Origin of the sequence: Aurantiacibacter sp. MUD61, assembly GCF_027912455.1 — a bacterium.
Taxonomy (GTDB): domain Bacteria; phylum Pseudomonadota; class Alphaproteobacteria; order Sphingomonadales; family Sphingomonadaceae; genus Alteraurantiacibacter.
The window spans coordinates 811,970-825,060 of record NZ_CP115446.1 but is presented as its reverse complement, the minus strand read 5'-3'; the positions used below and the strand labels follow the sequence as shown (position 1 = coordinate 825,060).

General features: G+C 61.3%; 14 protein-coding genes and 1 tRNA gene. 8 read left to right on the top strand and 7 right to left on the bottom strand.

All coding sequences use genetic code 11. The features are described 5' to 3' along the window. Window positions 1–2: 2 nt before the first annotated feature. Genes O2N64_RS03990 through O2N64_RS03975 form a run of 4 tightly spaced genes read right to left on the bottom strand, consistent with a single transcriptional unit; the run spans window position 3 to window position 2,439 of the window. A complete protein-coding gene (locus O2N64_RS03990; protein WP_271078990.1) occupies window positions 3–1,055 on the bottom strand; it encodes a 5-(carboxyamino)imidazole ribonucleotide synthase in 1,053 nt (350 codons plus the stop codon). Window positions 1,056–1,074: 19 nt separating this feature from the next. Further along, window positions 1,075–1,560 carry a 5-(carboxyamino)imidazole ribonucleotide mutase gene (gene purE / locus O2N64_RS03985; protein ID WP_271078989.1) on the bottom strand — a complete coding sequence of 162 codons (486 nt, stop codon included), beginning with the start codon at window positions 1,558–1,560 and terminating at the stop codon, window positions 1,075–1,077. Window positions 1,561–1,564: 4 nt separating this feature from the next. Then, entirely contained in the window at window positions 1,565–2,254 is a 690-nt protein-coding gene (gpmA, locus tag O2N64_RS03980) for a 2,3-diphosphoglycerate-dependent phosphoglycerate mutase (RefSeq protein ID WP_271078988.1), read from the bottom strand. Window positions 2,255–2,298: 44 nt separating this feature from the next. After that, window positions 2,299–2,439 carry a hypothetical protein gene (locus O2N64_RS03975; RefSeq protein WP_271078987.1) on the bottom strand — a complete coding sequence of 47 codons (141 nt, stop codon included), beginning with the start codon at window positions 2,437–2,439 and terminating at the stop codon, window positions 2,299–2,301. Window positions 2,440–2,575: 136 nt separating this feature from the next. Between O2N64_RS03975 and O2N64_RS03970 the strand changes: the two genes are divergently transcribed. From O2N64_RS03970 to O2N64_RS03960, 3 genes are all read left to right on the top strand, one after another. Then, window positions 2,576–2,650 (top strand) — tRNA-Thr (locus tag O2N64_RS03970). A 187-nt stretch (window positions 2,651–2,837) separates the two neighbouring features. Continuing rightward, on the top strand, window positions 2,838–3,302 hold the full coding sequence (locus O2N64_RS03965) for a PH domain-containing protein (RefSeq protein ID WP_271078986.1): 465 nt from the start codon (window positions 2,838–2,840) through the stop codon (window positions 3,300–3,302). Next, window positions 3,299–4,912: a PH domain-containing protein gene (locus O2N64_RS03960; RefSeq protein ID WP_271078985.1), complete on the top strand. Its 1,614-nt coding sequence runs from the start codon at window positions 3,299–3,301 to the stop codon at window positions 4,910–4,912. Before O2N64_RS03965 ends, O2N64_RS03960 begins: the two co-directional genes overlap by 4 nt. 119 nt (window positions 4,913–5,031) lie before the next feature. Here O2N64_RS03960 and O2N64_RS03955 read toward each other — a convergent pair whose 3' ends face one another. Both O2N64_RS03955 and O2N64_RS03950 read right to left on the bottom strand, forming a co-directional pair. Further along, window positions 5,032–5,466, bottom strand: coding sequence for a PRC-barrel domain-containing protein (locus tag O2N64_RS03955; RefSeq protein ID WP_325100050.1), 435 nt, complete (start codon window positions 5,464–5,466; stop codon window positions 5,032–5,034). 236 nt (window positions 5,467–5,702) lie between these two features. Then, window positions 5,703–6,005: a GNAT family N-acetyltransferase gene (locus O2N64_RS03950; protein ID WP_271078984.1), complete on the bottom strand. Its 303-nt coding sequence runs from the start codon at window positions 6,003–6,005 to the stop codon at window positions 5,703–5,705. Window positions 6,006–6,055: 50 nt separating this feature from the next. On the opposite strand from O2N64_RS03950, the gene O2N64_RS03945 reads away from it, so the two are divergent. Further along, complete coding sequence (locus O2N64_RS03945; protein ID WP_271078983.1) at window positions 6,056–7,051, top strand: threonine aldolase family protein; 996 nt, start codon at window positions 6,056–6,058, stop codon at window positions 7,049–7,051. Continuing rightward, complete coding sequence (locus O2N64_RS03940; RefSeq protein ID WP_271078982.1) at window positions 7,048–8,013, top strand: DMT family transporter; 966 nt, start codon at window positions 7,048–7,050, stop codon at window positions 8,011–8,013. Before O2N64_RS03945 ends, O2N64_RS03940 begins: the two co-directional genes overlap by 4 nt. Before the next feature lie 120 nt (window positions 8,014–8,133). Here O2N64_RS03940 and O2N64_RS03935 read toward each other — a convergent pair whose 3' ends face one another. After that, on the bottom strand, window positions 8,134–8,928 hold the full coding sequence (locus O2N64_RS03935) for an SDR family NAD(P)-dependent oxidoreductase (protein ID WP_271078981.1): 795 nt from the start codon (window positions 8,926–8,928) through the stop codon (window positions 8,134–8,136). A 52-nt stretch (window positions 8,929–8,980) separates the two neighbouring features. Between O2N64_RS03935 and pepN the strand changes: the two genes are divergently transcribed. From pepN to petA, 3 genes are all read left to right on the top strand, one after another. After that, complete coding sequence (pepN, locus tag O2N64_RS03930) at window positions 8,981–11,635, top strand: aminopeptidase N (RefSeq protein ID WP_271078980.1); 2,655 nt, start codon at window positions 8,981–8,983, stop codon at window positions 11,633–11,635. Further along, the gene (gene pgeF / locus O2N64_RS03925; protein ID WP_271078979.1) at window positions 11,628–12,317 is read left to right on the top strand and encodes a peptidoglycan editing factor PgeF; all 690 of its coding nucleotides are present in this window, start codon (window positions 11,628–11,630) and stop codon (window positions 12,315–12,317) included. Before pepN ends, pgeF begins: the two co-directional genes overlap by 8 nt. Window positions 12,318–12,509: 192 nt before the next feature. After that, window positions 12,510–13,079 (top strand): ubiquinol-cytochrome c reductase iron-sulfur subunit, encoded by a 570-nt coding sequence (gene petA, locus O2N64_RS03920; protein ID WP_271078978.1) that lies wholly within the window; start codon window positions 12,510–12,512, stop codon window positions 13,077–13,079. The last annotated feature ends 12 nt before the right edge of the window (window positions 13,080–13,091 follow it).

Genomic DNA, 13,091 nt, shown 5'->3' with positions numbered 1-13,091 from the left:
ACTCAGCCCACCCGGGTGATGTGGCCCATCTTGCGCCCCTCGCGCGCCTCGGCCTTGCCGTAAAGATGGAGGTGGGCCGTGGGGTCGGAAAGGTGCGTCGCCACATCTAGCGCACTGGCGCCGATGAGATTGTCCATGACGATCGTCTCGCTCACGCTGGCGGTATCGCCCAGCGGCAAACCGGCGATCGCGCGAATATGGTTCTCGAACTGGCTGGTGAGGGCCCCTTCGATCGTCCAGTGGCCCGAATTGTGCACGCGGGGTGCCATTTCATTGAACACCGGGCCATTCGCCGTGGCGAAGAATTCACACGTCAGCACGCCCACATATTCGAGCGCCTCGGCAATTTTCTGCGCCAGCGCGCGGGCGGCTTCGACCTGCTCGCCGACGATAGCGGGGGCCGGCAATTCGCAATGGGCGAGGATGCCGCTGTCATGCCGATTGCGGGTCGAATCCCAGAAACGCACTTCGCCATCGAACCCGCGCACGAGGATGACCGAGAATTCGCATTCGAAGCTGACCTTGCCTTCATAGACACTGCCGCTTGCAGGCACGCGCACGCCGTCTGCCTCATGCGCGCTGGCAATGCTCCACTGGCCCTTGCCGTCATAGCCATCGCGCCGTGTCTTGAGGATGCCAGGCGTTCCGACCCTTTCAATGGCATCGGCCAGATCGGCATCGTGATCGACCACGGCGAAGGGCGCTGGCGATCCGCCGAGCTCTTCGACAAAGCGTTTCTCGCTCACCCGGTCCTGCGCAATTTCAAGCGCGCGTGTTCCGGGTGCAAGCATGTCGGCTGGGATCGCGGAAAGCGGTTCCACCGGAACGTTCTCGAATTCATAGGTCACCACATCGCAAGACGATGCAAAACCGGTCAGCGCCTCGCGGTCATGCCATGATGCATTGGTGAATTGTGCGCTGACTTCGGCTGCGACGCTGTCCGCCTCGGGCGCGAAGATATGGCAGCGATAGCCCAGTTGCGCGGCAGACATCGCCATCATCCGGCCAAGCTGGCCGCCGCCCAAAATGCCGATTGTCGCGCCCGGTTTCAGCACATCGCCCCCGCTTGCCAGCTCAGTTGTCGGTCGGCGTTTCCGCCACTTTGTCGGTCTGCGCCGCGCGCCAGTCTTGCAGCCGCCCTGCCAGCGTATCATCGCCGAGTGCGAGGATCGATGCGGCAAGCAGGCCTGCATTGGTCGCGCCAGCCTCACCAATAGCCAGCGTGCCGGTCGGCACGCCTGCGGGCATCTGGACAATGGACAGCAGACTGTCGAGACCGCTGAGCGCGCGCGACTGCACCGGCACGCCGAGCACTGGCAGATGCGTCAGCGCGGCGATCATGCCGGGCAAATGCGCCGCGCCGCCAGCGCCTGCGATCACAACTTGAAAACCTTCTTCCGCCGCGCCTTTGCCGAAGGTGTGCAGCCTGTCCGGCGTGCGGTGAGCGGAGACAATGCGCGCTTCATATGAGACGCCGAGATCATCCAGCACCTTTGCCGCGCATTGCATGGTCGGCCAGTCGGACTGGCTGCCCATCACGATTGCCACTTTTGCGCTCATCGGATCAGGAATCCTTCAGGTAATAGCGTTCGCCCGGCTGCATGGTCGCATCGTCGAATTCGTAGATGATCGGCTGGCCGGTGGGGATTTCGAGACCCGTGATCTCGTCATCGGAAATGCCAGAGAGATGCTTCACCAGCGCGCGCAGACTGTTGCCGTGCGCGGAAATGATCACCGTCTCGCCTTTCTCCAGCTGCGGCAGGATGGTGCTTTCCCAATAGGGGAGCACGCGCTCGATCGTCAGCTTCAGGCTTTCGGTCTGCGGAACGTCGATCCCGTCGTAACGCGGATCATTGCCGGGATCGTATTTGTCGCCCTTTTCCATCGGCGGAGGCGGCACGTCGAAACTGCGACGCCAGATATGCACCTGCTCATCGCCGTGCTTGTCGCGCGTTTCCTGCTTGTTGAGCCCGGTCAGTCCGCCATAGTGGCGCTCATTCAACTGCCAGTTCTTGGTTTCCGGAATCCACAGCCGTTCGCATTCTTCCAGCGCCAGATGCAGCGTCTTGATTGCGCGTTTCTGCACGCTGGTGAAAGCGACGGTCGGGAATACGCCTTTCTCTTTCAGCAGGCGGCCTGCCTCGCGCGCTTCTTCAACGCCTTTTTCGGTGACATCGACATCCCACCAGCCGGTGAAGCGATTGGCGAGATTCCATTCCGACTGGCCATGGCGAACGAGGATCAGTTTGGGCACGTCAAATTTCCTTTAGTTCTTGCGAAACAAGGGAAGGCAGGGCGTTAGCCTTCGCCATCTGTCTTGGAAAGAGGTTCGTCGGCCTTTTGCCGGTCTGCCATTTCGCGCGCCTGGGTCTTGCGCCGACGCAGGTTCTCGCGCAGCTTGGCGGCCAGGCGCTCTTCGCGTGTCATGTCCTTGCTCATGGCGCACCTCTTGCCGCAAGCGAGGTTTCGGCTCAAGCTTGGCTTGACATTCGCGGCGCAGATGACAATAGCGCGCGCCTGCCTGACGGGTAATGAAACGTAGCGGTGATTCTCATCACCTGCCCGCAGGACCGGAGCCGCGGTAGCTCAGTGGTAGAGCGCACCCTTGGTAAGGGTGAGGCCGAGAGTTCAATTCTCTCTCGTGGCACCATTTTTCTTTTCGAAATTGCATCCGCAATTCCGTCCTCGGTGCTATTCGCTTCGCGGGGACTTCGTTCCCGCTGCGCGGCACCTGCGGGCTTCGCGGTTGCTCGCTGTCGTCGCCTTCCGGCGACGATTGGGTGGGTATCGGGACCTTTGCTCTTCCCCTCCTAGTGTGTCACTTATATATATCACCTATGGACACCGAACCGCTTACCCAGCTCGACCCTTCATACACCACTGTCATGCGGATCGAGGGGCTGCTGACCACGCTTCCCTTTGTCATTGGCGCTGCTGTGCTCTCGCTCGCGGAAGTGGTTCCGGCCTATGTCCCCGCAATTCCGGTGGTGATCCTTGCGATCATCCTGATCGGGGTGCTGCCGCTGAAGCGTTATCGATCGCGAGGGTATGACATGAGCACGGACCGGTTGCGGGTGGTGAAGGGTGTGCTCTTCCATTCGGATACGGTCGTACCGTTCAGCCGGGTGCAGCATCTCGATGTCGAGCAAGGTCCGCTTGAGCGGATGTTCGGCATTGCCCGGCTGATCCTGCACACGGCGGGCACCCACAACGCTTCGGTCACGCTGCCGGGGCTGCGGCATGCCGATGCGACATCGATGCGGGAGGAAATCCGCCAGCATGTGAAGCGGGAATCGATGTGAGCGAACCCGATACCGAAATCGCTCAAGCGGGCGCTGCGATTGAAGTCGGCGAATGGCGGCGGGTCAGCCCGGTGTCGGTCGCGGTGCAGGCGGTGCGCACGCTGGGCAGCGCGATCATTCCTGCAGCGTTTATCCTGTTCGGAGCTGCCAGCCAAAGCGACAGGCTTTCCGGCGTGGCACCTTATCTGGTCCCTATTCTAGGCCTGATCATCGCGATCAATATCGTGCCGGCGTGGCTCAATTGGTATCGCCTGCGCTATCGCATCGGGGAAAGCGATGTGCGGCTGGAGCAGGGCATTATCAGCCGCTCGGCGCGCTCGGTCCCTTACGATCGCATTCAGGACGTGAGCCTAGAACAAAAGCTGATCCCGCGTCTGCTCGGGCTCGTCGAAGTGAAATTCGAAACGGGTGCGGGCGGCAAGGATGAACTGGCGCTCTCTTTCGTCAGTGAGGCCGAAGGCGAGCGCCTGCGCGAAGTTGTGCGCGGTCTGGTCGAGGGCGCGGACGAGATGGCTGCGGCTCCGGCTTCGCTCGATGGTGAGCCCGGCGAACCCATTGCCGTCAAGGATACAGGCGGCAGGCTGCTTTTCGCAATGCCCCCGCAGCGCCTTTTCACTTTTGGCCTGTTCAGCTTTTCACTGGTTATCTTCGCAGTGCTCGTCGGCGTGGTGCAGCAATTCGAATTCCTGCTCCCCTTCGATGTTTGGGACTACATCGCCGATTACTTCGAGGACGAGCGTTATGCCGATGCCGGCTCCTACATTTCGGGGATGGATACGGCGGCGCGTATCGCCGGGATCGCGTGGCTCATCGTTTCCGTCATCCTCGTGGGCATCGCCAGCGGCGTGGTGAAAACCTTCGTCCGCGACTGGGAATTCCGCCTGGAGCGCACCGCTAAGGGCTTTCGTCGCCGCCGCGGCCTGCTGACCAAGACTGATGTCGTGATGCCGGTCCACCGGGTGCAGGCTCTCGTGGTCTCGACCGGTCTCATTCGCCGCCGCTTCGGCTGGCACGGCCTCTCCTTCATTTCGCTGGCGCAGGATTCGGGTAGCGCCAATCATGACGTGGCCCCCTTCGCAAAAATGGCGGAAATCGCGCCGATCGCGTCTGAAGCAGGTTTCGCTCTGCCCGATGGGAGCGAGCAATGGCGTAGGCCGAGCTCCGCCTTTTATTTCGATCGCGGCTTGATCCAGTCTCTGCTGATTTTCCTGATCGGGGCCGCCGTGTTCGTATTGGCTGCCGTGGAGGCAGAGCGGCTGGTGCCGGGCTTGTTCGTAATCGGCGCGCTGGTTGCTGTGCTCATTCTGCTCGTCGCCGCGCGGCAATTTTACCTTTGGTGCTATGATCGGCACGCGCTGGACCCGGAACAGGTCCTTTCGCGCCGCGGCTGGCTTGCCCCGCGCACCCAGATCGCCAATCGCGTGAAGCTGCATTCCGTCGAGATCGCGCAAGGCCCGCTCGGGCGCTGGCACGGCTATTGCGACCTGGTGTTCGGCATGGCGGGCGGACGTTTCGCTTTTCGCGGCCTGGCGCTCGAAGATGCGAAGAAACTGCGCGCTGCCGTGTTGGACAGCATCGCCTCGGTCGATTTTGCACGGCTGCCGAAGTAGCCTCTGCGAATCCAAATCGCGCAAGAAAAAGGCCCCGGTAATCGCCGGGGCCTTTTCTTTTCTACGGCCTTGCGGTGACCATTTGATCAATCCGTGTGATTGGGCCGCCTCGTGCCTTGTCAGTACATTACACCGTAATACGCATACACATTGCGTCCGAAGTCTTCGTTAAAGCCACTCCGTTCATCCTTGGCGATGCTTGGCGCATCCTTTAGGCGCGACTTGTCGATATTGACGACATAGCCGTTTTTCTCGGTGTCGTAATCGAGCGCGTCCCATGGGATCGGATGATACTTTTCATTGATGCCCAGGAAGCCGCCGAAACTCATGACTGAATATTCAACGCGTCCGGAGCGCTTGCCGATCATCAGGTGATCGATGCTGCCGAGTTCTTCGCCATCGGTGGCGTAGACCTTCGTCCCGCTCACGCGGTCGCTTGAAATCAGATCCGCGCTTGCGTCCCGTTCCATGGGGCGAGAGCGGTCAAATTGTGCGCGCCGATCGAGTTCGGCGTCGGAAAAGTCGTTACGGTTTCTGAGAGTCTGCTGAGTCATAAATGATCTCCTGTCTCTTTTGGCCAGTGGCGGACGCGATCCCGAACGGATGCTTGACTATCGGCCTTCGTCTCATCTCCTGTAGGGAGGTGCTCGACCCGGACATTCCGGGGAGCGCAATCGGCCTGCGCCTGTCAACGCCATCAGCGCTTCATCCAATCAACGGGTGGGCACGGGCATCGTTCCGAAATAGCAGCGTATTTTCAGGTATTAAGCTACCGCGAGGCGAAATGCGATCACGCGCGCAGGTCCGCCCAGTCAGGATGCTTGTCGAATTGCGCGGCGACATAGGGACACCCCGGCACGATTTTGAATTCCTGCTCGCGCGCATCGGCGATCATCGATTCGACAAGCTTGAGAGCAATGCCTTTGCCGCGTGCTTCGGGCGGAGTGAAGGTGTGGTTCGCGTTACGCACATCCCCATCCCCGCGAGCGACGCTGCGCCATGTCAGTTCGGCCTGCCGGTCGCTTCCCTCGACATTGGCGCGGTATGCTCCGTGGTCTCCCTCGTCAGTCACGATGATTTCAAGCTCTGCCATGGTGATCTCCTTCTTGCGCCAAACGCACTGCGGGGCCATGGCGTTCCACCATGCAATTCCTGTCAGACAATGCCGCCCCGGTGCATCCCAAGGTGTGGGAAGCCATGCAGGCGGCAGATAGCCCCGACACGCCCTATGATACCGATGCGCTGAGCCGCGAGCTGGACGCGCGCTTTACTGCTCTGTTCGGGCGCGAATGTGCTGCGCTGTGGGTGGCGACGGGAACGGCGGCCAATTGCCTCGCATTGGCGACGATGGTGGAGCCGCATGGCGGGGTCATCTGCCACCGTGAAGCGCATATCGAAATGGATGAATGCGGCGCGCCGGGCTTCTATCTTCATGGTGCAAAGCTGTTGCTGGCTGAAGGTGAAGGCGCGAAGCTTACACCTGCCGATATTGACGCCGTGCTCGCCGGGATCACGCGCGGTGTGCACCAGGTGCCCGCCCATGCGATCTCGATCACGCAGGCGAGCGAGTATGGTCTGGTCTATCGGCCAGAAGAGCTGGTTGCGATCGGCGCGCTAGCGAAGGAGCGTAACCTCGGCCTGCATATGGACGGCGCGCGTTTTGCCAATGCGGTGGCGGCGCTGGGAGGTCCTGCGATGGAAGTCGCCGGGCCAGTCGATGCGCTGAGTTTCGGCTTCGTCAAGAACGGCGGGATGGGCGCAGAGGCAGTTATCCTGTTCGACACCGAAAAGGCGGAGCTGGTGCGCTGGCGGCGCAAGCGGGCGGGCCATTTGCAGAGCAAGGGCCGCTATCTCGCTGCACAGATCCTCGCGATGCTGGACGATGAAATCTGGCTGCAAAATGCCCGCGCTGCCAATGATGCGGCAAAGATCATCGCCGGCGAATCGGGCGACCGGCTGGTCCACCCGCAGCAGATCAATGAACTGTTCGTCCGCATGACGGCTGAGGAACGCGCGGCGCTGCGCGATCAGGGCTTTGCCTTCTACGACTGGGATGACGCCTGCGTCCGCCTCGTCACCCATTGGGCGAGCAAGCACGAGGACTCCGAAAAGCTTGGCAAGGCAATCGCCGCTTTATGAGCGCCGAGCAGCCCGCCATGCTGAGTTGGCGCGTCATCCTGCCTTTCCTTCTCACCGGAGCGATCTGGGGTTCGACCTGGTATGTGATCACTGGCCAGATCGACGGGGTGCCCGCGGCTTGGTCTGTTTTCTACCGCTTCGCGCTTGCCACGCCCGCCCTGTTTCTGGTCGCGGCGCTGATGAAGCGCCGGCTGGCCCTGACAAGCCCTGAGCAATTGCTCGCCCTGTTTGTCGGCTTGTTCCAGTTCAGCGGCAATTTCCTCTTTGTCTATCACGCAGAGCTGTTCGTGACTTCGGGCATTGTCGCGATGATGTTCGCGCTGCTGATGGTGCCCAATGCGATTTTCGCGCGCATCTTTCTGGGAGAGCGGGTGCAGGGCGGGTTCCTGCTCGGCAGCGCAGTGGCCATCGTGGGTGTCTGCTTCCTGCTGTTTCACGAATGGCAGTCCAACCCCGATGCGGGCGTGGTGGGCGGCAATGTGGGCCTCGGCATTTTCCTCGCGCTGCTGGGAATTCTGGCGGCATCGGTCGCCAATGTCATTCAGGCGAACCCTACCGGGCGCGGCGTACCGATGGTGAGCCTGCTGGCGTGGGCCATGCTTTATGGCACGCTGTTCGATTTCGCCTTTGCATGGGTGACGGCAGGGCCTCCGCCAGTGCCGGACAGAAGCGAATACTGGATGGGTATCGTCTATCTCGCGCTGATCGGATCGGTCGTCACTTTCCCACTGCATTACAATCTGGTGCGAGAGATCGGCGCGGGCCGCACGGCGTATAATTCCATCGTCACGATTTCGGTCGCGATGCTGCTTTCCACCCTGCTGGAGGGCTATCAGTGGACGGTGCTGACCGCGCTCGGCATGGCGCTGGCTGTGGTGGGCATGCTGATCGCCTTGCGCGCACGGAAACAGAAAGGCGTGCAGGTCCAGCAATCGGGCCGCCTGCGCCACGACGTGGATTAGAGCTCTCGACGGCGCAGCCGCCGCAAGGCCGAACGGCCACCCGCAGCCGCCCCGCAGCGGAGCGGAGGGATTCAGGCGAGGATAGCCTAAGGGAGCGGATGCGACCGCCGGCGCTTGAGGCTACAAAAGAGCCAACAAACCTTCCCGATACGTCGGATACGCCGGCTCCCATCCGAGCACACGCTTGGCCTTGCCATTCGCCACCCGGCGGTTTTCCGAATAGAAGCCCAGCGCCATGGGTGAAAGGTCCGCTTCCTCCAGCGTCTGCATGGGCGGCGGCTCCACGCCGAGAAGCTGGCACGCAAATTCGGTCACGGCATTGCCGCTTGCCGGAAGATCGTCGCCAAGGTTGTAAGCTCCCGCCGGGGCATCACTCGTCAGCGCAGCCACGACGCCGCTTACGATATCGTCGACATGGATACGGCTGAAGACTTGGCCAGGCATGTCGATCCGCCGTGCCTTGCCATCGCGCACCCGGTCCAGGTTGCTGCGTCCGGGGCCGTAAATTCCGGGCAGTCGGAAAACCCGTGCGCTCAGTTTGACCCACAGCGCATCGGCCTCTGCTCGCGCGTTGCGACGGCCTTCACCCGTTTCGGCAATGGTTGGCGTGCTTTCATCCACCCACGCGCCCTGCCGGTCTCCGTAAACGCCGGTAGAGGAAAGGTAGCCGTACCATGCCGAGCCAAAGTCACGTCCGTAGGTGTCGAGCACCGGGTCTGTGCCCTTTTCGCGGTCGGGAGGGACGGAGGACAGAACATGCGTTGCCCGTTCGAGGGCCGCCAGCACCGCTCTGCGATCGTCGAAGGCGATTTTGCCGTCGCTGCCGGTCGCCTCGACCTGCCAGCCTCGCTCTTCCATGGCCGCAGCGATGCGTTTTGCCGTGTAGCCGAGGCCAAAAATGAACAGATTTGCCATGTCGTGCGTTTAGACCCTCGACACCGCCAATAGAAAGACCCAGTTTCGTACCATGGATATCGCTCGCACCCCCACCTCGCCCGATGGCAATCCCGAAATGGCCGATGCCGCGCCCACGCCGCATGAACCGCCCGTAATCCGGCGGGAGGACTACAAGCCTTTTGAGTGGCTGGTGCCTGAAGTGTCGCTCGATTTCGATCTGGAACTGGGGTCGACCCGGGTGGTCGCGACTCTCAGCGTTGCACCGAACGCGAAAGCCGACCCTTCACCGACGATCCGTTTGAATGGCGACGGGCTGGAGCCGTTTTCGGTGCAGGTCGATGGCGAGATGGTCAGCGATTGGTCGATGGACGATGGCGATCTGATCATTCCGCTCACCGGCGAGGCGCATGAAATTCGCGTCACCACGCAGATCAATCCCGCAGCCAATAGCGCGCTTATGGGCCTGTTCGCCTCCAATGGAATGCTGTGCACCCAGTGCGAGGCAGAGGGTTTCCGCCGCATCACCTTCTTCCCCGATCGCCCCGACGTTCTCTCGACCTATCGCGTGCGGATGAGCGGAATGAAGGCGCATTTTCCTGTTCTTCTGTCCAACGGCAATCTGGAAGCGCAGGGCGAAGGTGAGAATGGAAAGCATTGGGCCGAATGGCATGATCCATGGCCGAAGCCGAGCTACCTTTTCGCGCTCGTCGCAGGCGACCTCGTGGCCAATTCGGACAGTTTCACGACCATGTCGGGCCGCGAAGTCGCGCTCAATATCTATGTCCGCGATGGCGACCTGCTGCGCACCGGCCATGCGATGGAATCGCTCAAGAAATCGATGCGCTGGGACGAAGAAGTGTTCGGCCGCGAATACGATCTCGACCTATTCAACATCGTTGCGGTGAGCGACTTCAACATGGGCGCGATGGAGAACAAGGGCCTCAACGTCTTCAACACCAAATACGTACTGGCAGACCCGGATACCGCGACCGATGGCGATTTTGACGGGGTGGAAGGCGTGATCGCGCACGAATACTTCCACAATTGGTCCGGCAACCGCGTTACCTGCCGCGACTGGTTCCAGTTGTCGCTGAAGGAAGGCTTCACTGTGCTGCGTGACCAGCTCTTCAGCCAGGATATGGGCAGTGCGCCTGTCAAACGGATCGAGGATGTGCGGGTTTTGCGCGGGGCACAGTTCCCCGAAGATTCGGGCCCGCTCGCCCATCCGATCCGCCCGGACAGCTACCGCGAGATTTCGAACTTCTACACTGCCACGATCTACAACAAGGGCGCCGAAGTCATCCGCATGATGCGCAGCATGTGCGGCGAAGAGCGCTTCCGCGCCGGAACGGACCTCTATTTCGACCGCCACGATGGCGAAGCGGCGACTTGCGAAGACTTCGTGAAAGCGATCGAGGATGGCGCGGAGCTGGACCTCGAGCAATTCCGCCTATGGTACAGCCAGGCGGGCACGCCGAAGGTCTCCGTCCGGCTTGAGCATGATGGCGATACGGCCACCCTGCACCTGTCGCAGGACGTGCCGCCAACCCCCGGCCAGCCTGACAAGCAGCCCATGCCGATTCCGCTACGCATTGCCCTGTTCGATAGGGAATCCGGGAAACACGATGGTGAACAACTGATTACGCTGACCAAAGCTCAAGATAGCTTCTGCTTCTCAGGCTTCGCCACGAAGCCAGTGCTCTCCATCAATCGCGGCTTTTCCGCTCCCGTCGTGATCGAACGCGACATTGCGCAGGATGATCTGGTCTTCCTCGCAGCGCATGATGATGATCCCTTTGCCCGTTACGAGGCCTTGCAGGATCTGGTCGTCGGCCATCTGAAAGATGTGATCGACGGCAAACTGGAAGATAACGAGCGCGAGGCAGGCAGGGACGCAATCGCCGCTGCCATTTCCGCCGTGCTGGACGATGAACACATCGACGATCTGATGCGCGGCGAAATGCTGCTGCTGCCGAGCGAGGGTTATCTCGCCGAAACCATGCTGGTCGCCGATCCCGGTGCAATTCACGAAGCGCGGCAGGGGCTGAGAGCCTATCTCGGAACGCAGCTCGAAGAGACGTGGAAGGCCCTGCACAAACGCGCTGCATCCGTGCCGTTCTCGCATGATCCCGAGGCTCGCGGTGCGCGCAAAGTCAAAACGCAGGCGCTGGCCTATCTTGCGGCTGGCAATGTTAACGGCGTTCAGGAGATTGCGTGGGAGCAGTATTCTGCTGCTGACAACATGACCGACCGGCAGGGCGCCCTAATGGTCTTGTGCAATCTCGACGGTCCGGAGCGGACCCGCGCGCTGCTCGACTTCTACAACCGCTACAAAGACAATGCGCTGGTCATCGACAAATGGTTCAGCCTCCAGTCGATGTCATTGCATCCCAATGCGATCGAGCATGTGAAGGCGCTGGCGGAGCATCCGCAATTCACGCTGAAAAACCCGAACCGCGTGCGTTCGCTTTACATGGGATTTGCGGTCAATCCGCAGGCGTTTCACGATGCGAGCGGTGAGGGGTATCGCATGATCGCGGACCTCATCCTCGAACTCGATCCGATCAACCCGCAGACTGCCGCGCGTTTCGTCACCCCGCTGGGCCGCTGGCGGCGGATCGAGCCAAAGCGCTCGGCGCTGATGAAAGCGGAGCTGGAACGGATCGCTGCGGCGGGCAATCTCTCGCGCGACACGTCCGAACAGGTGAGCCGCAGTCTTGGCTGACGAGCGTGAAGTCCTCCGCGCCGATGTGCTGTACGGCATCCCGCATGGCTTTTTGACCGGCCTCGGCCATACCGGCGAGCCTGATCCGTCATTGCTGGTGCCGGGCGGGCAGCTGGTACTCGCCAAGCAGGTTCACTCGGCGAAAGCGATCGCTGTCGAAGGACGCTTCCCAAGCGACGCGCGACCGGAGGTGGACGGTCTCGTCACCAAGACTCCCGGCCTCGTACTCGGCATCGTCACTGCGGATTGCGCGCCCGTGCTGTTCGCTGACCGCGGAGCCGGCGTGATCGGCGCGGCGCATGCCGGATGGCGCGGGGCGCATTATGGGGTGTTGGAGGCAACGGTACGCAAAATGGAAGAGCTCGGTGCCAATCGGGCGAATATTCATGCCGCGATCGGACCAACCATTGCTGAAGAGAATTACGAAGTCGGCCTCGATTTCTACGAACAATTTGAGGAGCGCCATGCCGATTTCTTCCGTCGCGGCAGACCGGGCAAGTGGCATTTCAACCTGCCCGCCTATGTTGTCCGGCGGCTCGAATCGCTCAATTTGCGTCAGATCGATGATCTCGCGCTCGATACATATGGCGATCCCAAGCGTTTCCATTCCTACCGCCGCGCAACGCATCAAAACGCCGCTGCCGATGGGCGACAATTCTCCCTGATCGGCCTGCCTGCGTAGATAAACGCTTCGTCCCTGCACAATATCGCGAAATTACCCCCAAAAGGCGGGTTGGCATTGCGGTTTTGCTCGTCTATCAGCCGCGCCAGACTGCCGTGACAGGTGTGAACGATCGCACCGCATCGCAGACATGGTTTCTGGCGAGCCTGCGTGAGGCATTTCCCTCTACGGCTCAGCAAGCAAGGCAAGGATATGGCAACCACTACGGGCAATCCTGAAACGGGCGAAAAGACCACCGAAGACGGTGTGCGTCGCCGCGACTTTATCGAAATCGCCGCCGTTTCGGTGGCGGGCGTGGGCGGCCTTGTGATGGTCTATCCGCTGGTCAGCCAGATGGCGCCGTCGGCAGACGTGCTCGCCGCCAGCACGACCGAGCTGGACATCAGCGCGCTCGAAGCAGGCCAGGCAATCAAGGCGGAATTCCGCAAGCAGCCGGTGTTTGTCCGTCGCCTGACGCAGGCCGAGATCGACGAAGCCAACGCCGTGCCGACGAGCTCGCTGCGCGATCCCGAATCGCTCGAAGATCGCACTCAGCCCGGCCATGAGGACATCCTCGTGGTGATGGGTGTGTGTACTCACCTTGGTTGTGTGCCGCTGGGTGCTGCCACGGGCGAGAACAAGGGCGAATTCAACGGCTATTTCTGCCCGTGCCACGGTTCGCACTACGATACCGCAGCACGCATTCGCAAAGGTCCGGCGCCGACCAACCTGCTGGTCCCCGACTATACATTCGCATCCGACACGACGATCGTGATCGGTTAAGGCAAGGAAGAG

What these genes read in the sequence shown, in the direction of transcription:
- O2N64_RS03935 (WP_271078981.1), bottom strand. Translation starts at nt 8,928, where the DNA reads ATGGCAAATCTGTTCATTTTTGGCCTCGGCTACACGGCAAAACGCATC.
- O2N64_RS03940 (WP_271078982.1), top strand. Translation starts at nt 7,048, where the DNA reads ATGAGCGCCGAGCAGCCCGCCATGCTGAGTTGGCGCGTCATCCTGCCT.
- O2N64_RS03975 (WP_271078987.1), bottom strand. Translation starts at nt 2,439, where the DNA reads ATGAGCAAGGACATGACACGCGAAGAGCGCCTGGCCGCCAAGCTGCGC.
- O2N64_RS03965 (WP_271078986.1), top strand. Translation starts at nt 2,838, where the DNA reads ATGGACACCGAACCGCTTACCCAGCTCGACCCTTCATACACCACTGTC.
- purE (WP_271078989.1), bottom strand. Translation starts at nt 1,560, where the DNA reads ATGAGCGCAAAAGTGGCAATCGTGATGGGCAGCCAGTCCGACTGGCCG.
- O2N64_RS03945 (WP_271078983.1), top strand. Translation starts at nt 6,056, where the DNA reads ATGCAATTCCTGTCAGACAATGCCGCCCCGGTGCATCCCAAGGTGTGG.
- O2N64_RS03955 (WP_325100050.1), bottom strand. Translation starts at nt 5,466, where the DNA reads ATGACTCAGCAGACTCTCAGAAACCGTAACGACTTTTCCGACGCCGAA.
- O2N64_RS03950 (WP_271078984.1), bottom strand. Translation starts at nt 6,005, where the DNA reads ATGGCAGAGCTTGAAATCATCGTGACTGACGAGGGAGACCACGGAGCA.
- pepN (WP_271078980.1), top strand. Translation starts at nt 8,981, where the DNA reads ATGGATATCGCTCGCACCCCCACCTCGCCCGATGGCAATCCCGAAATG.
- petA (WP_271078978.1), top strand. Translation starts at nt 12,510, where the DNA reads ATGGCAACCACTACGGGCAATCCTGAAACGGGCGAAAAGACCACCGAA.